Annotated in this window: 26 protein-coding genes and 1 pseudogene; 11 read left to right on the top strand and 16 right to left on the bottom strand. The window is 71.4% G+C overall.

What is annotated here, in order from left to right; genetic code table 11:
* Positions 1 to 97 precede the first annotated feature (97 nt).
* Positions 98 to 289 carry a hypothetical protein gene (locus tag KK483_RS18700; protein ID WP_242328755.1) on the bottom strand — a complete coding sequence of 64 codons (192 nt, stop codon included), beginning with the start codon at positions 287 to 289 and terminating at the stop codon, positions 98 to 100.
* Positions 290 to 514: 225 nt separating this feature from the next.
* Here KK483_RS18700 and KK483_RS18695 point away from each other — a divergent pair, with 225 nt between their 5' ends.
* Positions 515 to 1648, top strand: a complete 1134-nt coding sequence (locus tag KK483_RS18695; protein WP_262006353.1) for a glutathione-independent formaldehyde dehydrogenase — start codon at positions 515 to 517, stop codon at positions 1646 to 1648.
* A gap of 27 nt (positions 1649 to 1675) precedes the next feature.
* Here the strand turns inward: KK483_RS18695 and KK483_RS18690 are convergent, their stop codons facing one another.
* Positions 1676 to 2305 carry a helix-turn-helix domain-containing protein gene (locus KK483_RS18690; RefSeq protein WP_262006352.1) on the bottom strand — a complete coding sequence of 210 codons (630 nt, stop codon included), beginning with the start codon at positions 2303 to 2305 and terminating at the stop codon, positions 1676 to 1678.
* A gap of 206 nt (positions 2306 to 2511) precedes the next feature.
* Between KK483_RS18690 and KK483_RS18685 the strand changes: the two genes are divergently transcribed.
* Positions 2512 to 3063, top strand: coding sequence for a DoxX family protein (locus tag KK483_RS18685; protein WP_399016101.1), 552 nt, complete (start codon positions 2512 to 2514; stop codon positions 3061 to 3063).
* A 174-nt stretch (positions 3064 to 3237) separates the two neighbouring features.
* Here the strand turns inward: KK483_RS18685 and KK483_RS18680 are convergent.
* Positions 3238 to 4065, bottom strand: a pseudogene (locus tag KK483_RS18680) (aminoglycoside phosphotransferase family protein); the annotation flags it as partial.
* Positions 4066 to 4240: 175 nt separating this feature from the next.
* On the opposite strand from KK483_RS18680, the gene KK483_RS18675 reads away from it, so the two are divergent.
* Positions 4241 to 4747 carry a hypothetical protein gene (locus tag KK483_RS18675; protein WP_262006351.1) on the top strand — a complete coding sequence of 169 codons (507 nt, stop codon included), beginning with the start codon at positions 4241 to 4243 and terminating at the stop codon, positions 4745 to 4747.
* Positions 4748 to 4824: 77 nt separating this feature from the next.
* Complete coding sequence (locus KK483_RS18670) at positions 4825 to 5565, top strand: PP2C family serine/threonine-protein phosphatase (RefSeq protein WP_262006350.1); 741 nt, start codon at positions 4825 to 4827, stop codon at positions 5563 to 5565.
* A gap of 60 nt (positions 5566 to 5625) precedes the next feature.
* Here the strand turns inward: KK483_RS18670 and KK483_RS18665 are convergent, their stop codons facing one another.
* Positions 5626 to 6306 (bottom strand): NADPH-dependent FMN reductase, encoded by a 681-nt coding sequence (locus tag KK483_RS18665; RefSeq protein WP_262006349.1) that lies wholly within the window; start codon positions 6304 to 6306, stop codon positions 5626 to 5628.
* Between the two features lie 207 nt (positions 6307 to 6513).
* Here KK483_RS18665 and KK483_RS18660 point away from each other — a divergent pair, with 207 nt between their 5' ends.
* Positions 6514 to 7641, top strand: a complete 1128-nt coding sequence (locus KK483_RS18660) for a sulfite oxidase (RefSeq protein WP_262006348.1) — start codon at positions 6514 to 6516, stop codon at positions 7639 to 7641.
* Here KK483_RS18660 and KK483_RS18655 read toward each other — a convergent pair.
* The gene (locus tag KK483_RS18655) at positions 7632 to 8609 is read right to left on the bottom strand and encodes a MerR family transcriptional regulator (RefSeq protein ID WP_262006347.1); all 978 of its coding nucleotides are present in this window, start codon (positions 8607 to 8609) and stop codon (positions 7632 to 7634) included. The genes KK483_RS18660 and KK483_RS18655 overlap by 10 nt on opposite strands.
* Before the next feature lie 126 nt (positions 8610 to 8735).
* Between KK483_RS18655 and KK483_RS18650 the strand changes: the two genes are divergently transcribed.
* The 3 genes from KK483_RS18650 to KK483_RS18640 all read left to right on the top strand — a co-directional run bounded on the left by KK483_RS18650 (position 8736) and on the right by KK483_RS18640 (position 12145).
* Positions 8736 to 10019 (top strand): phosphoribosyltransferase family protein, encoded by a 1284-nt coding sequence (locus KK483_RS18650; protein ID WP_262006346.1) that lies wholly within the window; start codon positions 8736 to 8738, stop codon positions 10017 to 10019.
* Positions 10020 to 10250: 231 nt separating this feature from the next.
* Entirely contained in the window at positions 10251 to 10874 is a 624-nt protein-coding gene (locus tag KK483_RS18645) for a tetratricopeptide repeat protein (protein WP_262006345.1), read from the top strand.
* Positions 10871 to 12145, top strand: coding sequence for a glycosyltransferase (locus tag KK483_RS18640; protein ID WP_262006344.1), 1275 nt, complete (start codon positions 10871 to 10873; stop codon positions 12143 to 12145). Before KK483_RS18645 ends, KK483_RS18640 begins: the two co-directional genes overlap by 4 nt.
* Positions 12146 to 12239: 94 nt before the next feature.
* On the opposite strand, the gene rfbD is transcribed toward KK483_RS18640, so the two are convergent.
* From rfbD to KK483_RS18610, 6 genes are all read right to left on the bottom strand, one after another.
* Positions 12240 to 13142 (bottom strand): dTDP-4-dehydrorhamnose reductase, encoded by a 903-nt coding sequence (gene rfbD, locus KK483_RS18635; RefSeq protein WP_262006343.1) that lies wholly within the window; start codon positions 13140 to 13142, stop codon positions 12240 to 12242.
* The gene (gene rfbB / locus KK483_RS18630) at positions 13142 to 14113 is read right to left on the bottom strand and encodes a dTDP-glucose 4,6-dehydratase (RefSeq protein ID WP_262006342.1); all 972 of its coding nucleotides are present in this window, start codon (positions 14111 to 14113) and stop codon (positions 13142 to 13144) included. Before rfbB ends, rfbD begins: the two co-directional genes overlap by 1 nt.
* Positions 14114 to 14257: 144 nt before the next feature.
* Positions 14258 to 15037 (bottom strand): hypothetical protein, encoded by a 780-nt coding sequence (locus tag KK483_RS18625; RefSeq protein WP_262006341.1) that lies wholly within the window; start codon positions 15035 to 15037, stop codon positions 14258 to 14260.
* Between the two features lie 239 nt (positions 15038 to 15276).
* Positions 15277 to 15948: a dTDP-4-dehydrorhamnose 3,5-epimerase family protein gene (locus tag KK483_RS18620; RefSeq protein ID WP_262006340.1), complete on the bottom strand. Its 672-nt coding sequence runs from the start codon at positions 15946 to 15948 to the stop codon at positions 15277 to 15279.
* Positions 15945 to 16883, bottom strand: a complete 939-nt coding sequence (gene rfbA / locus KK483_RS18615) for a glucose-1-phosphate thymidylyltransferase RfbA (protein WP_262006339.1) — start codon at positions 16881 to 16883, stop codon at positions 15945 to 15947. Before rfbA ends, KK483_RS18620 begins: the two co-directional genes overlap by 4 nt.
* 46 nt (positions 16884 to 16929) lie before the next feature.
* Entirely contained in the window at positions 16930 to 17340 is a 411-nt protein-coding gene (locus KK483_RS18610; RefSeq protein WP_262006338.1) for an STAS domain-containing protein, read from the bottom strand.
* 179 nt (positions 17341 to 17519) lie between these two features.
* Here KK483_RS18610 and KK483_RS18605 point away from each other — a divergent pair, with 179 nt between their 5' ends.
* On the top strand, positions 17520 to 17795 hold the full coding sequence (locus tag KK483_RS18605; RefSeq protein ID WP_262006337.1) for a hypothetical protein: 276 nt from the start codon (positions 17520 to 17522) through the stop codon (positions 17793 to 17795).
* 325 nt (positions 17796 to 18120) lie between these two features.
* Complete coding sequence (locus tag KK483_RS18600; protein WP_262006336.1) at positions 18121 to 18789, top strand: hypothetical protein; 669 nt, start codon at positions 18121 to 18123, stop codon at positions 18787 to 18789.
* 78 nt (positions 18790 to 18867) lie between these two features.
* On the opposite strand, the gene KK483_RS18595 is transcribed toward KK483_RS18600, so the two are convergent.
* The 5 genes from KK483_RS18595 to KK483_RS18575 all read right to left on the bottom strand — a co-directional run bounded on the left by KK483_RS18595 (position 18868) and on the right by KK483_RS18575 (position 21862).
* The gene (locus tag KK483_RS18595; RefSeq protein ID WP_399014302.1) at positions 18868 to 19557 is read right to left on the bottom strand and encodes a vitamin K epoxide reductase family protein; all 690 of its coding nucleotides are present in this window, start codon (positions 19555 to 19557) and stop codon (positions 18868 to 18870) included.
* Between the two features lie 348 nt (positions 19558 to 19905).
* Complete coding sequence (locus KK483_RS18590) at positions 19906 to 20406, bottom strand: DUF5949 family protein (protein ID WP_262006334.1); 501 nt, start codon at positions 20404 to 20406, stop codon at positions 19906 to 19908.
* A 204-nt stretch (positions 20407 to 20610) separates the two neighbouring features.
* Positions 20611 to 20901: a hypothetical protein gene (locus KK483_RS18585; protein ID WP_262006333.1), complete on the bottom strand. Its 291-nt coding sequence runs from the start codon at positions 20899 to 20901 to the stop codon at positions 20611 to 20613.
* A 312-nt stretch (positions 20902 to 21213) separates the two neighbouring features.
* Positions 21214 to 21453 carry a chaplin gene (locus KK483_RS18580; protein WP_262006332.1) on the bottom strand — a complete coding sequence of 80 codons (240 nt, stop codon included), beginning with the start codon at positions 21451 to 21453 and terminating at the stop codon, positions 21214 to 21216.
* A 169-nt stretch (positions 21454 to 21622) separates the two neighbouring features.
* The gene (locus KK483_RS18575; RefSeq protein ID WP_262009589.1) at positions 21623 to 21862 is read right to left on the bottom strand and encodes a chaplin; all 240 of its coding nucleotides are present in this window, start codon (positions 21860 to 21862) and stop codon (positions 21623 to 21625) included.
* Between the two features lie 363 nt (positions 21863 to 22225).
* On the opposite strand from KK483_RS18575, the gene KK483_RS18570 reads away from it, so the two are divergent.
* Positions 22226 to 23359 carry a glycosyltransferase family 4 protein gene (locus tag KK483_RS18570; protein WP_262006331.1) on the top strand — a complete coding sequence of 378 codons (1134 nt, stop codon included), beginning with the start codon at positions 22226 to 22228 and terminating at the stop codon, positions 23357 to 23359.
* Positions 23360 to 23460 lie beyond the last annotated feature (101 nt).

The raw sequence follows: 23460 nt of genomic DNA, 5'->3' as shown, positions 1-23460 counted from the left end.
GCATGCGGACCGTCCGGCCCGCATGTCCGCCTCAACGATCACTACAGGTCGGCGTCACCGATCACCGCAGGTGGGACCGTGTCCGGCCGGTGGACCGTCAGCGGTCCGCGACGTCCTCGCGGAGTCCGTCGCAGAACTCCCACCACGAGAGCGGAAGCCAGTCGCCGTTCACAAAGGCGTCGACCGTCGCGCCGCGACCGCGCACGGTCACCGTCGTTCCGGCCGGGTAGGTGGTGCCGGACAGGCCGGGCACTGGGACGAGCAGGGTCCCGAGCCGCTGTGCTGCCACTTCTCGCCCTCCTTCTCCGTGTCTCGGTCCGCTCCCGCTCGGGTCATACCAGGGGCGGATATTCCTCCCGAGATTACCGGGTTGTCCGATCCTGGTGGCCGGAGAATCATGGAGAGAAGGGTCACGCTGACATGGCGCGGCGCCAAGGGCCGGAACGAGGGGGCGCCGAAGGGCGGGCGGGCGGGGCGGCAATCACACGTGCATCGCCGAGCGGAGGTGGCAGCCATGAAGGCCGTCGTGTACAAGGGACCGTTCACCGTGGCGGTCGAGGACGTCGACAAGCCCACGATCAAGCACCCCAACGACGTCGTCGTACGCGTCACGTCGACCGCGATATGCGGCTCCGACCTGCACATGTACGAGGGCCGTACGGCGGCCGAGCCGGGCATCGTGTTCGGGCACGAGAACATGGGGATCATCGAGGAGACCGGCCAGGGCGTCACCTCGCTCAAGGAAGGCGACCGGGTGGTCATGCCCTTCAACGTCGCCTGCGGCTTCTGCACCAACTGCAACGAGGGATTCACCGGCTTCTGCCAGACCGTCAACCCCGGCTTCGCGGGCGGTGCCTACGGCTATGTGGCCATGGGCCCCTGGCCCGGCGGCCAGGCGGAATACCTGCGCGTCCCCTACGCCGACTTCAACTGCCTGAAGCTCCCGCCGGGAAACGAGCACGAGACCGACTTCATGCTGCTCGCCGACATCTTCCCCACCGGCTACCACGGCTGCGAGCTCGCCCAGGTGCGTCCGGGCGAGAGCGTCGCGGTGTACGGCGGCGGGCCGGTCGGGCTCATGGCCGCGTACTCGGCGATGCTGCGCGGCGCACGGAAGGTGTTCGTCGTGGACCGGGTCCCGGAGCGGCTGGAGAAGGCCCGGGAGATCGGCGCGGTCCCGATCAACTTCGCCGAGGGCGACCCCGTCCAGCAGATCAAGGACCAGACCGAGGGCATCGGCACGGACAAGGGCGTGGACGCCGTCGGCTACCAGGCGACGGCCCACGGCACCGACCGCGAGGAGCCGGCGACCGTACTGAACTCGCTCGTCGGCACGGTACGGGCCACCGGGATGCTCGGCGTACCCGGACTCTACGTACCGTCGGACCCCGGCGGCCCCGACGAGCAGGCACAGCACGGCATGCTCCTCGTCTCGATCGGCAAGATGTTCGAGAAGGGCCTGAAGATGGGTACGGGGCAGTGCAATGTGAAGCGCTACAACCGCTACCTGCGCGACATGATCATCGAGGACCGGGCGAAGCCGAGCTTCGTCGTCTCGCACGAGCTCCCGCTGGACCAGGCGCCGTCGGCGTACGACAAGTTCGACAAGCGGATCGACGGCTACACGAAGGTCGTGCTGCACCCGTAGGCGCGGACGCCGCCCCGTCACGCCCTGTCACGCCTGAGCGAGCCCCGGGCCGTCGGCCCGGGGCTTGCCGCTGCCGGGCCGCGCACGGACGTGCATGCGCTCGCCCTGGCGGCCGAAGAGGCTGAGGATCTCGACGGGTCCGTCACCGGTGCTGCCGAACCAGTGCGGGAGCCGGGTGTCGAACTCGGCCACCTCGCCCGCGCCCAGCAGCAGGTCGTGGTCGGCCAGGACGAGCCGCAGCCGCCCCGCGAGCACGTAGAGCCACTCGTAGCCCTCGTGCGTACGGGGATCGGGGGTGTTGCGGGACGCCGGGATGATCATCTTGAAGGTCAGCAGCGGCCCCGGCTGGCGGGTCAGCGGGACCACGGTGCTCCCGTTCACCACCGTGGGCGTGAGCCGGACCCGGGGGTCGCCCACCTCGGGCGCACCGACCAGTTCGTCCAGGGGGACCTGGTGGGCCTGGGAGATGGGGAGCAGCAGCTCCAGGCTGGGGCGGCGCTGCCCCGACTCCAGGCGGGACAGAGTACTCGTGGAGATGCCGGTGGCCTCCGAGAGCGCGGCCAGGGTCACTCCGCGCTGGGTGCGCAGGCGCTTGAGCCTGGGGCCGACCTCGGTCAGGGCACGGGCGATGGCGGGTGAGAGCTCCACACCACCCATTGGACCGCCGACGTCCCCGAAACGGCAATACCGTTTGCCACTCGGAGCAGCCACTCGATTGCGGCCGCTCAAGTGCGGCCGTACATGAGCAGCCGTACAAGAGCGGCCACACGAACGCCCGCGCTCCTTTGGCCGTCCTCCCGGGCGGAGGGCAGTATCGGAAGAGGTGAGACCCGCCGACGGCCTTGCCCGGAGGTGATTCCCCGATGACTTCCCCCACAGAGCGGCCCCATCGCCGCCGAGACGCCCTCACCGCGCGGCCCGCGCCGGGGGCGGTGGGCGCCGACGACGTCGGGATGCTCCTCCTCCGGCTGGCCGTGGGCCTGATCATGGCGGGCCATGGCGCCCAGAAGCTGTTCGGCAGCTTCGGCGGGCCGGGCCTGGAGGCCACCGGAAAGGGCTTCGCCGCGATGGGGTACGAACCCGGCGTCTTCTTCGCCGCCCTGACCGGGATCTCGGAACTCCTCGGCGGCCTGGGCCTGGCCGCCGGGCTGCTCACCCCGCTCGCCGCGGCGGCCGTGATCGGGGTCCTGATGAACGCCATGTCCGTCGCCCCCCAGCTGAGCCTGTGGCCGGCCGGACCCCCGTCTTTCGCGTACCCCATGCTTCTCTCCGTCGCCGCCCTGACCATCGCCGCCGTGGGCCCCCGGCGCCTCTCTCTCGACGCCTTCTTCCCCTGGCGGGACGGCGGATGGGTCCCGATGGCCTTCGCGCTGCTCCTGGGCGGCCTGGGGGCGGCGCTGGTCCTGGCGCTGTGAGGCCGCCGGTCCCGACGCCGTGAGGCGTCGGCCGGGCCGGCCGGCCCGGCCGGCCTCGTGGTCCCTGAGCAGCTCACCGATCACATAACGGGCGGTGGCCGCCATGACCGGGTTGGGCTCCCGGTAGTACCGGAGCTCCATGAGCCCGATCGACAGCGCCCAGCCGCGCCCCCGCACCCAGGCCGCGTCATCGGCCCACGGGCCCAGCGCGGCGCGGAAGGCGCCGCGGGCGGCGGCGGGCAGCACGTACCACGCCACGATCAGGTCGACGGCCGGATCGCCCACCCCCAGGCAGCCGAAGTCGATGACGGCGCTGAGCCGTCCCCGTACGGTCAGCAGGTTGCCCGGTTGCAGGCCGGCGTGGATCCAGACGGCCGGGCCGTCCCACCCGGGCGCCCGCAGGGCCGCGTCCCAGACGGCGGTCGCGACGGCGACGGACGCGGCTGGGGAGGCGCTGTGCCCGTACCCGAACCCGTACTCCCGCCCGGCCAGCTCCTCGATCGCGGCCCGCGTCGAGGTATCGCGTGTCGCCAGCGCCTCGCTGCGGTAGGCGGGAGGCCCGTCCGCGGGATCGATCCGGTGCAGCGCCCCGACGAATCCGGCCAGATCCTCCGCGAGCCCACCGGCGTCTCCGACGTCTCCGACCTCGCCGGCCTCACCGGATGCACCGGCGCGGCCGGGGGGCTCGCCGTCGAGCCAGCGGTAGACGGACCAGGGCCAGGGATAGCCCTCACCGGGCCTGCCCCTGCCCAGCGGCACCGGAATGGCGACCGGCAGCGGCGGGGCGAGCCGCGGCAGCCACGTGTGCTCCTTGTCGACGTCGGCGGCGGATCCGGCGACCCGGGGCAGCCGTACGACCATGTCCTCGCCGAGCCGGTACATCGCGTTGGACGTGCCGACCGGACCGACCTGGGTGACGGGTAGCTCCGCCCACTGCGGGAACTGCGCGCCCAGCAGCCGTCGCACCAGGCAGACATCGGTCTCCGCCTCGTCGGCATGCATCCTGCGAGCGGCCATGGAGCACCTGCGCCTTCCGATCGGGCCGTCGTACCGGAGGGACGGGAAGGCCCGCCCGGGCGATGCCGATGCAAGCGAGCCGCCGGATCGGTCGTCAACTCATTTGTCCCGGCGGGCGCGGTTGCCGGGTGCGCCGCGGGCACCCCGGCATGCTGAGGGGATGAGATCCAGCAGCCCCGGCGCCGCCCGGCCGCCCGCTCCCGCACGGGACTTCTCCGGCGCGGTCCACGGCTCGCTCCTCGCCGCCTCCGTGATCGCCACGGCGGGGACGCTGGGTCCGTACCCCAAGCTGCAACTCACGATCATGCTGATCACCACCGGTCTGGTCTTCTGGCTCATCCACGTCTACTCCCGTCTCGTCGGCCACCGGCTGGCGAGCGGGGACCTGTCGTGGCGGCAGGTCCGCGAGGAGGCGCGCAAGGAGTGGCCCATCGCCGAGGCCGCCTTCCCGCCGGCCGCCGCCGTGGCGGTGAGCCCGCTGCTGGATCTGGGGCACAACGACACCGTGTGGCTCGCGCTCGGCGTCGCGCTCGCCGGACAGGTGTGCTGGGCCACCGCCGCGGTCGTTCGCGCCGGGGCCGCCCGGCGTCTGGTGGTCGTCACCGGCGTCGTCAATCTGCTCCTGGGGCTGGTCCTCGTGGCCATGAAGGCCGCCATCTCGCACTGACCGCCCGCGCCGCTCCCGCCGACCGCGTCACCGCGTCACCATGCCGACCGCGTCACAATGGTGGGGAGGAGCCATCCGTGCCGTACGTAGCTGTCACCGCTCTGAGCGATGTCGGACTGATACGGGACCACAACGAGGACAGCCTCGTCGTCGGACCGTGGACCCTGTGCGGCACGGTGACCGAGAACCCCCAGACGCTCCTCTTCGCCCTCGGCACACCGCTCGTCGTCGCGGTCGCCGACGGCCTCGGCGGGCAGCCCGCCGGGGAGGTGGCGAGCGGGCTGGTCGTCCGCAGGCTCGCCTCGCTCGGCCCCTCGCTCGACGGCGAGGAGGCCGTCCACGACGCCCTGGACCTCTGCAATCGCACGGTGTACGCGGTCGCGGACGGCGATCCGGAACTGACCACGATGGGGACCACGGTCGCGGGTGCCGTCGTGCTCGACGGGTCGCTGCTGACGTTCAACGTCGGCGACAGCAAGGTGTACGACCTCGCGCCGGACGGACTGCGCCAGGTCAGCGTGGACGACAGCCCGCCGCCCGCGCCGGGACGCCGCACCACGTCGGCCGTGACGCAGACGCTCGGCGGCAGCCCCGTCTTCAGCCCCGTCACGGCACATGTCTCGGTCGCCCCGGTGACCACCGGCACCCGCTATCTGGTCTGCTCCGACGGGCTGACCGACCCGGTGCCGGACGACGAGGTGGAGAAGCTGCTGCGGGCGCACGACGACGGCAGGGCCGCCTACGAGCTGTGGAAGGCCGCGATGGAGGCGGGCGGTCCCGACAACATCACGCTCGCGGTGGTGCGGATCGGCGAATAGCCCCGGCCGGCCCTCTCGGACCTCGTCGTCCGGCCCCCGGCCCCCGGCCCCCGGCGCTCGTCAGTCCTCGGCCCGCTGGGTGATCGCCGCCTCGGTACGGTCCCCGAGGAACTCGTACCAGCGGCGTTCCAGGCACACGTACCGCATGTCGGCCTCGACCAGGCGGAGGAACGCCTCCACCGTCTCGGCGAGCCGCTGCTGAAGCCCGGAGTCGGTGAGCTGCCCGTCCTCGGTGAAGCCCTGGTGGGCCTTGGCCAGGCTGAACATGTCCGGATAGACGCGGGTGCCGAGGTGCTCCAGCGGAACCCTCAGCGCCCACAGCCCCCGGTTGCCGCCCACCATCGACGGGGAGGCGGAGACGAGCATCGCGTGCTTGTCCTTGAACGGCTGCGGACGCACCCGCGAGACCCAGTCGATGGCGTTCTTCAGCACGCCCGGCACCGACGCGTTGTACTCGGGCGAGGAGATCACGAACGCCTCGCACCGCTCGATCCGGTCCCGCAGCGCGAGGGCACCGCTCGGCAGCCCCTCGGCTTCCTCCATGTCACCGTCGTACAGCGGCATGTGGAAGTCGCGCATCGAGGCGAGATCGACGGTGGCACCGGTGTCGGCGACCAGCCGGGCCACGAGCGAGGCGAGGCGGGCGTTCACGGATGCCGCCCGCATCGCGGCGCCGAAGACGAGTACGCGCAGCGGACCGGGAGCGCCGTCGGCCGAGCCGTACGAATCGTCCATGGTCATCGGCGGCGTCCTTTCCGGTGTGCCCGACACTGACCAGTCTGGTCCGGGCGGGGCCGCCCCGCGAACGCACGACGGGCTGTTGCCGGACGTCCTACTGCCGGACGTCCTGTTGCTGGACCTCCCGTTGCCTGCCGTCCCGTTGCCCGGCGGTCCGCGCCGCGGGCGCATCGTTGAGCGTCCCCCCTCGGGCACGCGCACCATGGAGGCATGGACGACCCGCGCACCGACCGGCCTCTCGGGGCGATCAGCGGCCCGGGCCGTCTCGCCGGGCCCGGCGAGGGGATCAGCCTGGAGGAACTCGCGCTCGCGGCCCGCAACCACGGGATGCCGCTGGAGGCGCTGCGGTACGAGGTGACACCGGCCGGGCTGCACTACATCCTCGTCCACTACGACATCCCGGACACCGGCGGCGACTGGCGGCTCACCGTCGGCGGCCGGGTGCGGACCCCGCTCGTGCTCGACCTGGCCGCCCTCAAGGCGTACCCGCCCCGCACCCACCGCGTCACCATGGAGTGCGCGGGCAACGGACGCGCCCTGCTCAGCCCGCGGCCCGTCAGCCAGCCCTGGCTGGTGGAGGCGGTCGGCACCGCCGAGTGGACCGGGGTGCCGCTGCGGGTGCTGCTCGACGAGGCGGGCCCCGCGCCGGACGCCGTCGAGGCGGTCTTCACCGGCGCGGACCACGGGGTCGAGCGCGGCGTCGAGCAGGACTACCGGCGCAGCCTGCCGCTGCCGGTGGCCACCGGCGACCACCCCGAGGTGCTGGTCGCGTACGCGATGAACGGCGAGCCGCTGCCGCCGCAGCACGGGCACCCGGTGCGGCTGGTCGTACCCGGCTGGTACGGCATGGCCCAGGTGAAGTGGCTGTGCGACATCAGCCTCACCGCCACCCCGTTCACGGGCTACCAGCAGTCGGTCGCCTACCGATACAAGCAGTCCGCCGACGACCCCGGCGAGCCCGTCACCCGCATCGAGCCCCGCGCCCTGATGGTCCCGCCCGGCTTCCCCGACTTCATGTCCCGCGCCCGCGCCGTGCGCCCCGGCCGGGTGGGTCTGGAGGGCCGGGCCTGGTCCGGGCACGCCCCGGTCGTACGGGTCGAGGTCAGCGCCGACGACGGCGGTACATGGCACGACGCCGCGCTCGACCCGGCCGAGGGCCACCCCTGGGCGTGGCGCCACTGGCACACCGCGTGGACGGCCACCCCGGGCAGCCATGTGCTCGCGGTCCGCGCCACCGATGCCGACGGCCGCACCCAGCCCCTGGAGCAGCCGTGGAACCGGGGCGGCTTCGGCAACAACCTCGTGCAGCGTCTCGTGGTGCTCTGCGCTCAGGAGTGAGCGCGCAGCGCCGCCGCGAGCCAGGCGAACTCCTCGGCGTGCGAGGGCCGCACCGGCTCCCCGTTCACGGCGGCGACCAACTGCCGGTACCGCTCCATCCGCGCGTTGCCCGCGTCCTCGATGCGGGCAAGCACCTCGGCCCTGCGGACGCGGTCGGCGGGCCCGAGCAGCCGGTCCAGCACGCCGGCGGCCTCCGGCGCGTCCGGGGCGATCCCGGCCGCGCGGGCCTCGCCCACCATGCCGACGACCTTCCTGACGAAGAAGAGGTACGCCCCCGGCTCCCGGCCGGGCCCCTCCTCGGCGCGCCCCGCGGCGCCGGACTGCGCGACGGAGCGCAGCCGCCGCCGGAACTCCGGGTCGGCGACGAGCTCGGCGAGTTCGACCCACGCGTCGACCTGCGCGGCCGTGGGGTCGTCGGGAAGTTCCACGCGGATGTCGGTCATCCGGTCCCGCAGCCGGGGATCGAGGTCGAGGCCGCCGAAGACCTCGTCCAGGAAGTCGTCGATGATGCGGCGGCGTTCTCCGGCGGTGAGCCGGGCGAGCTTGTTCAACAGTGTCATCTCCTCGGTCGGCGGCCTCCGTCCCGCGGCGACGGCGGCGAGCACCGCACGCCGCAGCCGAAGGCCCTTGATCTGCGCGTCCAGCGCCTTGATGTGGTCGACGGCGACATCCGCGACGGTGGTCTCCCGCTCCAGCACCCGCCGCACGTCGTCCAGACCCAGCCCGAGCTCGCGCAGCGTGCGGACGAGTTCGAGGCGGGCGGCGGATGCGGCGTCGTAGAGCCGGTAGCCGCCGCTGCTGCGACCGGCCGGCGGCAGGGCGCCGGTGTCGGACCAGTAGCGGATGGTGCGCACCGGCATCCCGGTACGCAGGGACAGCTGCCCGATGGTGAACAGCTCGGACGGTTCGGGCGACTCGGACGGTTCGGGCGGCTCGGGCGGCTGCCGACTGCTGTCGTCGGCGTTCATACGGCGAGTCTGGACCTTCCACCGGCTGGAGACTCAAGCCCGCCGCCGGGGCCGGGGAGCCCGAGTTGCGCAGCCGCGCGGCATGGGGTTGGTTCGAAGGAGAGCCCCTGTAGGGGGTGAGCCGTTGTGCTGTTCAACGACCGTGTGGACGCGGGACAGCGCCTCGCCGAGGCGCTGGGCCCGTTGCGGGCGGCCGATCCCGTCGTGCTGGGGCTGCCGCGGGGCGGTGTCCCGGTGGCGTTCCAGGTGGCGCGGGCGCTCGGCGCCCCGCTGGACGTGATCGTCGTGCGGAAACTGGGCGTGCCGTACCACCGCGAGCTCGGCTTCGGGGCGATCGGCGAGGGCGGGGTACGGATCATCAGCGACGACATCGTGCGCCGCGGGCATGTCTCCCGCAAGGACGTCGAGTCCGTGGAACAGGCCGAGCATGCCGAACTCGCGCGCCAGGCCGAGCGGTTCAGGGCCGGCCGGGAGCGGGTCGGCATCGCCGGGCGGACCGTGATCGTCGTGGACGACGGGGTCGCCACCGGCGCCACCGCCGCCGCGGCCTGCGAGGTCGTACGGGCCCAGGGCGCGGCCCGGGTGGTGCTGGCCGTGCCGGTGGCGCCGCCGGACGCGGTGGCGTGGCTGCGCACGGAGGCGGACGAGGTGGTGTGTCTGTCGACGCCGCGCGCGTTCTCGGCGGTCGGGGAGTGGTACAGGGACTTCTCGCAGACCCCGGACGACGAGGTCGTCGCCCTGCTGGAGCGGGCAGCCTCGGAGGAGCCTGCACCGGTGAAGCCCGAGGAGGCGGAGATCGACGCGGGCGGTGTGCGGCTGGCTGGTGAACTGACCGTGCCGGACGGCGCCGGTGCGGTCGTGATGTTCGCCCACGGCTCCGGCAGCAGCCGCCACAGCCCCCGCAACCGCGCGGTCGCGACCGCCCTGAACGAGGCGGGCCTCGGCACCCTCCTCTTCGACCTGCTCACCGAGGCGGAGGCCGGCGACCGGGCGAACGTCTTCGACATCGAGATCCTCGCCCGCAGGCTCGCGGGCGCCACCCAGTGGCTGCGCACCCGGGTGTCCGTCCCGATCGGGTACTTCGGTGCGTCCACCGGCGCCGCCGCCGCGCTCTGGGCGGCGTCGGGCGCGGGCCCCGAGGTCGGTGCCGTCGTCTCCCGCGGCGGCCGCCCCGACCTGGCCGGCTCCCGGCTGCCGGGGGTGCGCGCCCCGACGCTGCTGATCGTCGGCGGCCGGGACACGACCGTCCTCGACCTCAACCGTCAGGCCCGGTCCGCGCTGCGCTGCGAGTGCCGGCTGGAGGTCGTCCCCGGCGCGACCCACCTCTTCGAGGAGCCGGGCGCACTGGACGAGGTCGCGGACCTCGCCCGCGACTGGTTCACCGTCCATCTGACCCCTCGGGAGCCGTAGGCCGGAGCACGGCGCGACAGCCGTCCCCGCGCCGGTCTATTAGCCGACGAAATACTGAACAACCGCTCCGTAAAAGCGGATTCACGGAACATCGACTGGCCGGCCGGCCCTCCGGAATGCGTACGTTCGGGTGGTCTGTACGCCCAAAGCCCCTCAGGGCGTGGGATGTCATAACAGCCACCTCGTAACTTTGGCGACATTGAGGGCGGTTCGAACTCGGGATGTGACCAAGTGAAACGTGGGCGATTGTGGACAGGGCTCGTCGCGACGGCGGCCGTTGCCGCCGGAGTGGTCACCTGGGCGGCGCTCGACCGGCCGGACGGAACGTCCGACGCCGAGAGCGGCACACCGGAGTCCCGGCGGATCGTGAAGGCGAACTCGCTTCTCCACGCCGGTCTCCTCCAGGCGAAGTACCAGGACTACACCGGGGCCGCCGGCACCTTCAGGGACGTGGTGGAGCTGGATCCGGGCAACAAGCTCGCCTGGTACAACCTGGGCGTCATCGCGCAGCGGGACGGCAGGAAGACCGAAGCCCGCGCCGCCTACGAGAAGGCGCTGAAGACCGACCCGAAGTTCACTCCCGCCCTCTTCAACGAGGCGGTGCTGGTCGAGTCGAGCGAGCCCGACCGCGCCATCACGCTCCTGAAGCGCGCCGTCGCCGCCGACCCGAAGGCTTCCACGGCCTATCTGCACCTCGGACAGGTGCTGGCGAAGAAGGACCGCGACGACGAGGCCAGGAACGCGTTCCGTCGCGCCGTGGCGGCCGACCCCGCGCTGCACCCCTTCGTACCGGAGCCGTTCAAGGACTCCGCAAGCCCCTCACCGACATCGAGCGAAGCAGGTGCCAACAGATGACGTCGACTGCGACACCGAGGTTCTCCGTCTTCACGCCCAGCCACCGGCCCCGTTTCCTCGACGAGTGCCTGGCGACCCTTCAGGCGCAGACCTGTTCGGACTGGGAGTGGATCGTCCTGCTCAACAACGGCGCCAGGTGGCGGCCCGAGCAGCCCGACGAGCGCGTCCGTGTGGAGATCGGCGACGAACTCCGCGGCGTCGGGGCGGCCAAGCGCCGGGCCTGCGAACTGGCCCGCGGTGAGATCCTCGTGGAACTCGACCACGACGACCTCCTCGCGAGGTCCTGCCTGGCGGAACTCGCCACGGCGTTCGACGAGAACCCCGAGGCCGTCTTCGTCTACAGCAACACCGCGCAGATCACCGAGGACGGCGAGCGCGACGAGACCCGCTTCAACGAGGCGCACGGCTGGCAGTACGAGGACGTGGACGTCGACGGCCACCGGCTGCTCCAGGCCATGTCGATGGAGCCGACGCCGCACAACGTCTCGTACATCTGGTACGCGCCCAACCACGTGCGGGCGTTCCGCAGGGACGTCTACGAGAAGGTGGGCGGCTACGACGCCACGCGTACGGTCCTGGACGACCAGGACCTGATGTGCCGGCTCTTCCAGGCCGGCGACTTCCACCACATCCCCCGCTGCCTGTACCTCCAGCGGATCCACGCCGCGAACACCCAGCGCGATCCGCAGATCAACGCGCACATCCAGCGCGAGACGGTCGCCCTGTACGACAAGTACATCGAGGCCAACGCCCTCGCCTGGACCCAGCGCCGCGGGCTGCTCGCGCTCGACCTCGGCGCGGCCCACCGCAAGCCCCCGGGCTACCTGGGCGTGGACCAGTACCCGGGCGAGGGCGTCGACATCGTCGCCACACTGCCGGACCCGCTGGACCTGCCCGACAACTCGGTGGGTCTGATGCGGGCGGTCGACTTCCTGGAGCACGTGCCCTCGAAGGTGCCGCTCATCAACGAGCTGTACCGGCTGCTGGCACCCGGCGGCATGCTCCTCACGATGACCCCCAGCGCCGACGGCCGCGGCGCGTACCAGGACCCGACGCACGTCGCCTTCTACAACGAGAACTCGTTCTGGTACTACACGGACAACCAGTACCGCACGTTCGTGCCCGAGATCGAGGCCAGGTTCCAGAACTCCCGGCTGGTCACCTACTTCCCGACCGACTGGCACTCCAAGAACAACATCTCCTACGTGGTGGCGAACCTCATCGCCATGAAGGAGGGCGCCGCACGGTGCGGCGGCGCGCTGAAGGTCTAGGTCGCATCTTCCTGGATCGTCCGATACGCGAGGCGCCCGGCGGGGCGAGAGCTCCCGCCGGGCGCCTCGCGCGTCCGGGGCCGGGGCCGGGCTGTCAGCGGGCCGCCCGCGCGGCGGCGGCCCGGGCCTCGAACTCCGGCGAGTCCAGGGCCTCGGTCAGCTGCTCCTCCCACCCCGGCAGGGGAGCGACCCCGGTCCCCGTCCAGCCGCCGTGCGCGAGGACGCCGAACTCCGGGCGGGCGGCGGGGCGCGGGAACTTCCCCGTGCCGACCGGGCGGATCCGCTCGGGATCGAGACCGCACAGCCGGAAGGTCTCCCGTGCCAGGCCGTACCAGGTGGTCCGGCCCGCCGCGGTGCCGTGGTAGACGCCCGCCGGCGCCCGGCCGGCCAGTGCGGCGCGGCCGAGAGCGGCCAGCTGCCGGGCGAGCGCGCGGGACCAGGTGGGCTGGCCGTGCTGGTCGGCGACCACGTCCAGGGTCTCGCGCCGCGTCGCCAGATCGAGCATGGTCGTCACGAAGTTCCGGCCGTGCGCGCCGTAGAGCCAGGCGGTGCGCACGGTGTAGCCGGTGCGGGGCAGCAGCTCGGCCACGGCACGCTCGCCCTCCAGCTTGCCCCGTCCGTACGCGTTGACGGGGCCGGTCGGCGCGGACTCTGCGTACGGCTGCCGGGCGTCGCCGGGCAGCACGTAGTCGGTGGAGACATGCAGCAGGAGGGCCCCGCTGCCGGCGCAGGCGCGCGCGAGGTTGCGTACACCGGTGCCGTTCACGGCGGTGGCCGCCGTCTCGGCCCGCTCGGCGCCGTCGACGTCCGTCCAGGCGGCGCAGTTGACGACCAGGTGGTGGCCCGCGACGGCCGCGTGCACGGCCGGGGGGTCGGTGATGTCGAGCCCGTCCCGGCCCAGCCCCGTCACCGTGTCGTCCGGGCCCGCGCCGAGCTCGGCCAGGACGTCCCGGCCGAGCATCCCGCCCGCGCCGGTCACCAGCCAGCGTGTGCCCATCACAGCGCCGCCCGCGCCCTGAGCGGCTCCCACCAGGAGCGCTGCTCGCGGTACCAGGCGACGGTGGCCGCCAGCCCGTCGGTGAAGGACACCTGCGGGGCGTAGCCGAGATGCTCGCGGATCTTGCTGTCGTCGAGTGAGTAGCGCAGGTCGTGGCCCTTGCGGTCGGCGACGTAGGCGACCCGGTCCCAGCCCGCGCCGACGGCGTCCAGCAGCAGACCGGTGAGCTTGTGGTTGCTCACCTCGGTCCCGCCGCCGACGTTGTAGACCTCCCCCGCCCTGCCGCCGTTCAGGACGAGGTCGATGGCCCGGCAGTGGTCGGACACATGCAGCCAGTCGCGGATGTTGCGGCCGTCCCCGTAGAGGGGCACCGTCCTGCCGTCGATCAGGTTGGTGATGAACAGCGGGACGACCTTCTCCGGGAACTGGTACGGCCCGTAGTTGTTGGTGCAGCGGGTGACCACGACGTCCAGGCCGTGGGTGCGGTGGTACGCGAGCGCCAGCAGGTCGGCGCCGGCCTTCGAGGCCGCGTACGGGGAGTTCGGCGCCAGTGGCCACTCCTCGGTCCACGAGCCCTCGCTGATCGACCCGTACACCTCGTCGGTGGAGACATGGAGGAAACGGCCGACGCCGTGGCGCACCGCGGCGTCCAGCAGCACCTGGGTGCCGAGCACATTGGTGCGGACGAAGGGTCCGGCCCCCTCGATGGAGCGGTCCACGTGCGACTCGGCCGCGAAGTGCACCACCGCGTCATGGCCCGCCATCACCTGCCCGACCGCGTCCGGGTCGCAGATGTCGCCCCGGACGAAGGTGTAGCCAGGGTGTCCGGCCACGGGGGCGAGATTGGCCTCGACACCCGAATAGGTGAGTGTGTCGAGGACCGTGATCCGTGCCGCCGGGTCCGCGTGCAGCCGCCGGCGGACGTACTCCGAACCGATGAAGCCGGCGCCGCCGGTCACAAGGATGCGCATGGTTCTCCGAATTCTCTGTCGTCTTCTGCCGTTTCCCGATGTCACGGGAAAACGCCGACGGTGCCCCGAAGCCGAAGCCCCGGGACACCGTCAATCGTTGCCCGCATGAAGCCGGCGGCCGGTACCGCACCGCCGCTCACACGTTTACGGCTCGTCGTGGCAGATCGCGTAAGCGGTGAAGTTGCCCTGGACACCCGCCGCGAAGGAGGCGGTGGCCTGCCACCCCGTGGCCGGCCCATCGCCGGTGAACACCGGAGCGTTCTCCTGGACGTTGACGGCGACGCCGAGGGGGGTGAAGTCGGAGCTGAACCCACCGCCGATGGCGACGTCGTTGCCCTCGCACTCGACGGTCGCGGTTACCGAGGTGTCCAGGAGGCCGACTGGCACCGTCGTGAACTCCACAGAGGTGTCGAGCCCGCTCTCGCCCTGCACACCCTGCGGGCCCGTCGCGCCCTGCGTGCCCTGAGCGCCCTGAGCGCCCTGAGCACCGTCGGTGCCATCGGCACCGGCCGGCCCCTGGGTACCCTGTGCGCCCTGCGCACCCTGGGCACCGTCGACGCCATCGGCACCGTCGGCGCCCTGGGCACCCTGCGGACCCTGCGCACCATCGGCGCCGTCAGTGCCCGGCACACCCTGCGGACCCTGCGGACCCTGCGGGCCACCGGGGTCACCCGGGACACCCTGCGGGCCCTGGGCGCCGTCGATGCCGTCGACACCCGGGACACCCTGCGGGCCGGTGGCTCCCGGCACACCCTGCGGGCCCTGGGCGCCCGGCCTGCCCTGAGGACCACGGTCGCGGTCCTTGTCGCGGTCACCGTCGGCGCTCAGGGCGCCGTTCGGGCCCGGCACGCCCTCGCTGTAGGTGGGGCCGGCCCTGTGGACCGCGTCGGCGATGGCCGCCGTGGCCGGTACCACGTTGAGCACCGCGGCAAGTGCTCCCGCAGAAACCAGCGTTGCGGTTTTCATGCGGGAAGTTCGGATCGTTTTACGGCTCACCAGAGAACCTTCCTCACGGAACTTGGAGTGACCACACCGCAAGCGTGCGCACCCGGTATGTGCGCGTGATTCGCATGCGCGTCGCGTTGCCCAGCGGCCACGGACATCAGCAGTCTTCACTCTCGGCAATTGAATGATTACGAGATGTGCCGTGTCGCACCCGGAGATCACCCGAGCGGCCGTGAAGTCTCGTTTGCGTCCGCATTTCCATTCACGTCAATGGCACCCGATTGCGCGATCAAGGCGCCGCTTCGCAGACTGCGGCGATACGCACGGCAATCCTGGTAGGACGGCAGCAGGCCCAGGCTCTCGGCCTCTTCCAGTGTGGGTGCCGCTGCGTCCTTCTCGGAGAGTTCGGGCACGAGACCCTCCGGCCAGGAGATCGCCAGCGCCGGATCGAGCGGATCGATCCCGAATTCGCGCTGCGGCGCATATCCCGACGAGCAGAGATAGACCACGGTGCTGTGGTCGTCCAGCGCCATGAAGGCGTGGCCAAGTCCTTCCGAGAGGTAGACGCTCCGGTGCGTCCGGTCGTCGAGCCGCACCGCCTCCCAGCTGCCGAAGGTAGGAGAGCCGGTGCGGATGTCGACGATCACGTCCAGGACGGCGCCGCCGACGCAGGTGACGTACTTGGCCTGGCCGGGCGGGACCGAAGCGAAGTGGATGCCGCGCAGCGCTCCCCTCACGGAGCGGGAGCAGTTGGCCTGTTCGAGACGGAGGCCGTGGCCCGTGGCATCGCGGAACGCCTCGCTCCTGAACCACTCGTGGAAGCGGCCCCTGTCGTCGGCGAACACGGGGGGTTCGCTGACCCAGGCGCCTTCGATACCCAGCGGCCTCATGCGCCGGATCCCGTCCGCTGCAGTTCTTCCCGGCGTGCTCCGCTGCCCCTCTGGGGCATGACGGCGTACCGGGAGTCGTCGGGCAGGCTCAGCAGATAGTGGCCGTAGCCGCTCTTGAGCAGGGGCTGGGCCAGTTCGCGCAGCCGGTCGTCGTCGATCAGGCCGGCCCGCCAGACCGCTTCCTCGACGCACCCGATCTTGAAGCCCTGGCGCTCCTCGATGACGCGGACGAACTCCGACGCCTGCACCATGGAGGCGAACGTGCCGGTGTCCAGCCACGCCGTGCCCCGGTCGAGCCGGGTGACATGGAGGTCACCGGACTCCAGATAGACACGGTTGAGATCGGTGATCTCCAATTCGCCGCGGGCGCTGGGCCGCAGCCGCCGGGCGATGTCCACGACCTGATCGTCGTAGAAGTACAGCCCGGGCACGGCGTACCGGGACCTCGGCCGGGCCGGCTTCTCCTCGATGGACAGCGCCCGGCCCAGCTCGTCGAACTCCACCACTCCGTAGGCCGAGGGGTTCGCGACCTGGTACGCGAAGACCCTGCCGCCCTTCATGTCGCCGTGGTGGGCGAGCCGGGTGCCGAGGCCGCTGCCGTGGAAGATGTTGTCGCCCAGGATCAGGGCGACCGATTCGCCCCCGATGAAGTCGGCGCCCAGCAGGAATGCCTGGGCAATGCCTTCCGGCCGCTCCTGTGCCACGTATTCCAGCCGAAGGCCCAGTTGTCCTCCGTCACCGAGCAGCCGGCGGAACTGGTTTTGATCCTCGGGGGTGGTGATGATCAGGATCTCTCTTGCCCCGGCCATCACCAGTGTGGAAAGCGGGTAGTAGACCATTGGTTTGTCGAAGACCGGCAGCAGTTGCTTGGACACCGAACGGGTCAGCGGCCACAGCCGCGATCCGGTTCCGCCGGCCAGCAGAATTCCGCGCATGGCAGCACCATAGCCTGCCAGTTGGCGGATACGCCGGAACCGGACCTCACCTCTCCACCAGATCCATCGCGTGCCGGACCGAGAGCGCGCAAAGGAATAGGTGCATGGCGATCTCCGCGGCAATCTGCCGGCGAACGGAAGACGAAGGGGAAACAAGGACAAGATTTCTGCCGTTGCGCTTCCAGGAAAGAAGAAGATCGAGAAGCTCTTTTCCGCAGTCCGTCACTTCTGCACAATCCACGACCAGGCCGACGTAACCGGATTTCACGGCGACGGCAAGCATCAGCCGGACGGGATAGACGCTCGTTTCGTCGATCACCCCCCGCAGAGCGATGACCAGCGTGCGCTCGATGGTCTGGCAGTGCGAAATGGCAACCGGCTCGCTCCACTGCGCGGTACCACCGCACAGGCCGTCCGCCCGGCGCGGATGCGTCTTGACCAATTCATCGACATACATATTGCTGCACCCCTTCTCAGCGACCGGCCGCGGTGCGCCGCGGTGCGGTCCAAATCGACCACCACACCTACCGCATAAGTGCCGTGAACTGCACCCGGAGTTCGAGCCATACGGGTGACGCGCGAAGGAACGCGCCGCTCCGGGCGTGTCCGGCGCCAGGGGAAATCGTTTTGCCGGTGATGAATTCTTCGAGTACCCCGCCGCGCCCCTACGGCCAGGGCCAGGCGGCGCAGACACCGCTGTACGTGCAGCTGATCGCCGAGTGGCGGGCGCGCGGGGCCATGCTGCCGGGCAGCCGCGACCTGGAGTGGGACAGACTCGCCTCCAGCTGGGCGTTCGAGGAGGAGACCCAGCGGACACTGCGGATGCTGCGGCTCGAACGGGATCCGGTGGCGCCGTCCGGCGTGCCGAAGGCGGATCCGGATGCCGTAGGACGCGTCCCGCGGCCCCGGTGATCCGACGACGGGAACATCGTCCCATGAAACTCAAGTGGTTTCGTAGGACGAACGGTACATGCAATTGAATGCATCACACTTCGAATGACAGAAGGCTTTGGCGTTGCCGCGATCGGGAATCGGAAAAACTTGAGCCATTGGAGCTCATCGTGTGAATTCTGGTGCGATCGCGAGTCCCCTGGGTACAAGGGGCGTTTGTGCGTATGTGGAACCGCGTGAGTTGTGGGAAAGAAATACTGTGCTGGCGAAGGCCTTCTGTGCCAGCGATGACCGGGTGCGCCTGGCGCAGAGCGCGTTGGACGAGGCGCAGGCCGATCGTTCGCGCATGCTTGCCGCCTTCGCCGTGGTCGTGGGGGACGATGGCACCGTCGCCGGCATGATGGGCCTCCAGGAGCGCGAGGTCAGGATCGCTCGCAGGACCGTCGGTCGCGAAGGCGCCCGGACAGTGGCGGCCAACCTCCTGACGCGCGCCTCCGAGCAGTCCGGCGAGCCGGGCAGCGAGACCGCGCACGGCGCCGCGCACGGCGGTGCGGGGCAGCCGGTCACGGAGCCCCACGCGTCCTACCCCCGAGCGGAGACCGCCCAGACCGCGGCCGCGTCCGCCCCGCACCCGGCACAGCAGCCCCAGGTGGTCAGCAGCTGGCCGACCGCGGGCGCCGAGGAGCAGACGTGGACCGAGCCCGCGCAGACCACCGTGCCCGTCTGGTCGCCGTCGATGGACTCGGTGCTGGTGTGGAGCTGGCACTCCGGTCTGGATCTGCAGGTCGTCGCGAACGAACTGGGCCTCGAACTGGGGACGGTGCTCCAGCGCGTGCAGATCCTCGCCGCCGAGGGCCATCTCGTGAAGACGACCAACCAGGTGACGTCGATGGACTACTCCAGCGCTTCCAGGGAGTACTCGGGCCGCCACCGGCGCAACGAGGCGTCGTCCGACTACACCGACTCGGGGGCCTTCGGCCTGGGCGGGCTGTTCTCCGCCGCCGCCTGGACGTGAGCGCACGAGGACCCCGGGCCATCGCTCCAGGGCGGTGGCCCGGGGTGGTGCCCTCCCCCCGCCGGGTCTGACACCGGCTCAGCTCGTCCAGAAATCCCACCAGCGCGTCAGCACCAGCATCCCGATCGCCCCCGTCCACACCACCGGCGCCACCCAGCCGAACTCACGCAGGCCGCGGCGCAGCCCTTCCGGCGCCGGGAGGAACCGGTGCTCGACGGTGTGCCGCGTGACGTGGCAGAAGAGGAAGACCGTGGCGACCCACGCCAGCGAGCACCACAGGCACAGGGCGTTGATGCGGTACAGCGACTGGAACTGGAGCCAGGTGCAGAAGCCGACGCCGAAGAGGGCGCCCGCGTTGAGGCCGAGCCAGAACAGACGGCCGTAGCGTGCGCCCGCCAGCAGGCCCGCGCCGACGGCGACGACGACGGCGTACGAGACGAGGCCCAGCATCGGGTTGGGGAAGCCGAAGACCGCGGCCTGCTCGCTCTTCATGACGCTGCCGCAGGAGACCACGGGATTGAGGCTGCACCCCGGCGTGAAGTCCGGGTCCTCGAGCAGCGCGAACTTGTCGATCGTGATGACCCACGAGGCGAGCAGTCCCGCCGCGCCCGTGACGACCATCAGCCAGGCGAGACCGGGACGGGCGCCGGCCGAATCTGACGGTGCGTCGTCCGGCGCCTTCGCGGGGCGCGGGACCCGTGCCCCGCCGGGTGTCCTCACAGGTGGCCTGACGAGCGTCCTGGCGGGTGTCCTGCCGTGTGTCCCCATACCTCTGTCCTCTCCGGGTGTCACCTGGGCCGATGCGCGCACGCAGTAATCACGGCCTCTCCCGACGCGACGGATCGTCAGATTCGGATTAGCGTCGCGGGTGTCCCTGCCTCTATGCCGAGGAGCTCGATCATGAAGCTGACGCTTCGCCACATAAGACGCCGGCTCGCCGGGGGCCCCAGGCCGGCCGTACGTCCCGCGGCCGCCTGCCCGGCGAGCGAGCCCCAGCAGATTCGCCTCTGATCCGTCAGGCATACCCATGGCCCGGCAGGCGGTTCACCAGCCGCCCGCCGGGCCCTTTGCCGTGCCGGGCCGCCGTACGGAGCCCTCGGCGACGGCTCCGGCCCCTCACCGCAGCTGACGCACCGGCAGCAGACAGTGCGCCGCCGTCGACAGCATCTCCTCGTCGCCCACGAAGTCCCGCAGCATCTCGTCCGTGACCGGCACCCCGGGCGTCGCCTGCGGCCAGGGGCGGGTGGCGAAGAGGAAGTAGACGTGCCCCCGCTCCCCGACCGCGGTCAGCCACTCCGGCGGCACCGTGCACTGGGCGCTCAGGTGAGGCATCGTCAGCACCGCTTGCCCGGCCTCGACGAGGAGGGTGATGGGCAGGGCGTCCGCCCGGACGGCGTCCACGTACTCGGTACCGACGCGCAGTCCGGCCTGGCCGAGCAGCTGCCTGGCGGCCGGCTCCACGGCCTCTGGTCCGCCGGAGCCGTCCCCGAGGGAGTAGGCCAGCAGGAAGGGCATGTCACGCTCGTCGTCCGGGTGTTCGCCGCTCCAGGCGATGACGGCGAGGGTGCCCAACTGGGCCGGGTGGTAGGCGCGTACAGCGCCGGAGGTTGTGGTCACCCGGGGGACCTTAGCGACGTACCGGGATCCTCCGGGCGTCCGTGTCACCTGCCCGGGGGAGCTCCGCCGCCGATTACCCCTAAGGTGTCGCGCTCGCTCGCGTGTACGGTCCGGCACGGCGGGCCGCCGGACGGCCGCCGTTCCTGGGCGCCGAGCACGAGCGCCGCCCAGGAACACCGACAGGAGCACCGGCAGGGGCGTCGCTCAGGAGCCCAGGGGAAGGCCGCCGAGGAGCCCGGCCGGTACGCCGCCCTTGGCCTTGCCCAGCTCGCCGGTCGCGCCCTTGACGCTGTTGAGCAGCGAACCCTGCTGCTCGGTGTCCAGCGTCTTGCTCGCGATCGGCGCCGCGGCGGCCGTGGTCTGCTCGGCGACGGTCGTGACCGCCCCGTTGAGGCTGGTCGGCGTCGTGAAGCCGGAAGCGGCGAAAGCCGGGGCGGAGGCACCCGCGACCGCCAGAGAACCGGCCACGACCGCTGCGACCTTCATGGGCTTCATCAGTGAATCTCTCCTTCGGCGCCGCGTGTCGCGTGCGCAAGTTTCGTACGGGTCAGGCATATTGCGTACCGTTCGGGCGTACTGCGACCGCAGGTCTGCGGTGCCGTCCGCCTGCTGCTATGCCTTGTGTAACGACCCCTGGGCGCGTCAGAAACTCCGAAGTCCGCGAATTCTCGTAACCCCACCCGAAAGAACCGGCCCGGCCGGATTCTCGTATGAGATCCCGCCGCCACGGCACCGGAACACGAACAGGCCGCCCTCCCCTGCCGTGGCAGGGGGGAGGGCGGCCGCGTGGAACGCCTCGACGGATCGTCAGTCGTTCACGCAGGTGTTGCCGAAAGCCGGGTTCAGCAGGCCGATGACGTCGACGGTGTTGCCGCAGACGTTCACTGGCACGTGGACCGGGGCCTGGCCGACGTTGCCCGACAGGACGCCCGGCGAGTTCGCAGCGGCGCCTTCCGCACCGGCGTCGGCGGTGGCCAGACCGGCGGAGCCCACGACAGCGGCGGCGGCGAGGGTGGACAGAACGAAAGCCTTCGCGGTACGCGACATGGAGAAGCACTCCTTGATCAAATGTTCATTGCCGTGCGTGACTGCCCGGTATCTGTGTCAACGGCGGCGGGGACTGTCAGGTTGTGCGGCCGAAAGAGTGAACACCGGTCAGCCGATATGCGCGCGGCGCGCGGTGGCGGTGTGCCGCCGGGCGCCTGGCGCTGGTGTGTCAGTTGTTGGCGCAGCCGTTGCCGAAGGCGGGGTTCAGTGCACCGATGACGTTGGCGGTGTTACCGCAGACGTTCACCGGCACGTGGACCGGGACCTGGACGACGTTGCCCGACAGGACGCCCGGCGAGTTCGCCGCGCTACCGGTGCTCCCGGCGTCGGCGACGGCCATGCCCGCGCCGCCCATGATCAGGGCAGCACCCGAGCCCGCGAGCGCAACCGACTTGGCAATTCGCTTCATCATTTCTTCCTTCCCGGTTACCGATGAGGCACAACCATCAACGAGCCAATGCGGACTCCGGACACGGACGACCGCCGAATGGACGAACCCCGGCCGGACCACCCTGCGCAAATCCGGGAGAAAAAGGCGTTAGAGTCGTCTCTCGCCCCGGGTGTACGGGGCGAGAGCACGCACGGAAGGCTTTCTCCGGAATACGGAGAACCGGTCATACGACATTTCATGCACGGCGTCGCACACGGCATTCCCGCCGCCCGCCGGCATGTTCGTGTGAATACCGTTGGATATGAATTCAGCAGCGACCAGTACAGGAGCGGAGGTCCCTGCGTGCCGGCGCAGTCCCCTAGGTGCGGCCTTCGTCCGGCGGTGCTCCACGTCGTGCAGCCCGTCGACGGCGGAGTCGCCCGGGTCGTCACGGATCTGGTGGCCGATCAGCTCGGCGCCGGTCTCCCCGCCGCCGTCGCCTGCCCGGCCTCGGGCGCGCTCGCGGACGCGGTACGGGCGCTCGGGGCCGACGTCCACCCGTGGCGGGCCCGGCGTGTGCCCGGCCCACTGCTGCCCCTGGAGATCCGGCAGCTCGCCGGGGTACTGGAGCGGGTGCACCCGCAGGTGGTGCACGCCCACGGCGTCAGGGCCGGGCTGGCCGCGCGCTTCGCCCTGCGCGGCCGGATCCCCACCGTGTTCCAGCCGCACACCTGGTCCTTCGAGGCAGGCGGCGGTGTCACGGCCCGGCTCGCGCGCCGCTGGGAGCGCTACGGGGCGCGCTGGGCCGACCAGGTCGTCTGCGTCAGCGAGGCGGAGCAGCGGACCGGTGAGCGGGCGGGCATCGACGCCCGGTGGACCGTCATTCCCAACGGGGTGGACACCAGGCGGTTCCGGCCCGCCGTGGAGGACCGGCCGCGGGCCCTGCCGCCGCTCGTCGCGGACCTGCCCGAGTCCGCCCCGCTCGTGGTGTGCGTGGGACGGCTGTGCCGGCAGAAGGGCCAGGACATGCTCCTCGCGGCATGGGAGCACGTGCTGCGCAGGCTTCCCAACGCCTGTCTCGTCCTGGTCGGCGACGGCCCGGACGCCGAGGAGCTGCGCGCGAACGCGCCCGCGTCCGTACGGTTCGCCGGAGCGGCGCCGGACGTGGCGTCCTGGTACCGGGCGGCCGATCTCGTCGTCCTGCCGTCCCGGTGGGAGGGGATGGCGCTGCCACCGCTGGAGGCCATGGCCTGCGGCCGGCCCGTCGTCGTCACGGATGTCGGCGGGGCCCGCGAGAGTCTGCCCCCGGGGCACGCCCTGTTCTGTCTGACGCCGTCCAGGGATCCGTACGCCCTGGCCACGGCCGTCGCCGACCTGCTGCTCAACGCGCCACTGCGGGCCACCCTGGGCCGGCAGGGCCATCAGCACGTGCTGTCCGCCCACGACGTACGGCACGCCGCGGGTGCGGTGGCGGACGTGTACCGCGAGGTGGCGGGTGTGGAACCCGTACGCCGCCGGACACCGCTCGTGCGGTGAGCCGGGCGAATCCACAGGCTCTGCGCACAGGACACAGCGGACGGATTCGCGCGTACCGGCAGAACGAACCGGCCGGGAGGGTCCGTTGATCGGACTCTCCC

Source organism: Streptomyces sp. FIT100, assembly GCF_024584805.1.
Taxonomy (GTDB): domain Bacteria; phylum Actinomycetota; class Actinomycetes; order Streptomycetales; family Streptomycetaceae; genus Streptomyces.
The sequence above is the reverse complement of the archived record's forward strand: the minus strand, read 5'-3'. Positions and strand labels throughout refer to the sequence as shown.

Coding starts and splice junctions, on each gene's coding strand:
- KK483_RS18695 (WP_262006353.1), top strand. CDS start 515: ATGAAGGCCGTCGTGTACAAGGGACCGTTCACCGTGGCGGTCGAGGAC.
- KK483_RS18690 (WP_262006352.1), bottom strand. CDS start 2,305: ATGGGTGGTGTGGAGCTCTCACCCGCCATCGCCCGTGCCCTGACCGAG.
- KK483_RS18685 (WP_399016101.1), top strand. CDS start 2,512: ATGACTTCCCCCACAGAGCGGCCCCATCGCCGCCGAGACGCCCTCACC.
- KK483_RS18675 (WP_262006351.1), top strand. CDS start 4,241: ATGAGATCCAGCAGCCCCGGCGCCGCCCGGCCGCCCGCTCCCGCACGG.
- KK483_RS18665 (WP_262006349.1), bottom strand. CDS start 6,306: ATGACCATGGACGATTCGTACGGCTCGGCCGACGGCGCTCCCGGTCCG.
- KK483_RS18660 (WP_262006348.1), top strand. CDS start 6,514: ATGGACGACCCGCGCACCGACCGGCCTCTCGGGGCGATCAGCGGCCCG.
- KK483_RS18655 (WP_262006347.1), bottom strand. CDS start 8,609: ATGAACGCCGACGACAGCAGTCGGCAGCCGCCCGAGCCGCCCGAACCG.
- KK483_RS18640 (WP_262006344.1), top strand. CDS start 10,871: ATGACGTCGACTGCGACACCGAGGTTCTCCGTCTTCACGCCCAGCCAC.
- rfbD (WP_262006343.1), bottom strand. CDS start 13,142: ATGGGCACACGCTGGCTGGTGACCGGCGCGGGCGGGATGCTCGGCCGG.
- rfbB (WP_262006342.1), bottom strand. CDS start 14,113: ATGCGCATCCTTGTGACCGGCGGCGCCGGCTTCATCGGTTCGGAGTAC.
- KK483_RS18620 (WP_262006340.1), bottom strand. CDS start 15,948: ATGAGGCCGCTGGGTATCGAAGGCGCCTGGGTCAGCGAACCCCCCGTG.
- rfbA (WP_262006339.1), bottom strand. CDS start 16,883: ATGCGCGGAATTCTGCTGGCCGGCGGAACCGGATCGCGGCTGTGGCCG.
- KK483_RS18610 (WP_262006338.1), bottom strand. CDS start 17,340: ATGTATGTCGATGAATTGGTCAAGACGCATCCGCGCCGGGCGGACGGC.
- KK483_RS18605 (WP_262006337.1), top strand. CDS start 17,520: ATGAATTCTTCGAGTACCCCGCCGCGCCCCTACGGCCAGGGCCAGGCG.
- KK483_RS18600 (WP_262006336.1), top strand. CDS start 18,121: ATGCTTGCCGCCTTCGCCGTGGTCGTGGGGGACGATGGCACCGTCGCC.
- KK483_RS18595 (WP_399014302.1), bottom strand. CDS start 19,557: ATGGGGACACACGGCAGGACACCCGCCAGGACGCTCGTCAGGCCACCT.
- KK483_RS18585 (WP_262006333.1), bottom strand. CDS start 20,901: ATGAAGCCCATGAAGGTCGCAGCGGTCGTGGCCGGTTCTCTGGCGGTC.
- KK483_RS18580 (WP_262006332.1), bottom strand. CDS start 21,453: ATGTCGCGTACCGCGAAGGCTTTCGTTCTGTCCACCCTCGCCGCCGCC.
- KK483_RS18575 (WP_262009589.1), bottom strand. CDS start 21,862: ATGAAGCGAATTGCCAAGTCGGTTGCGCTCGCGGGCTCGGGTGCTGCC.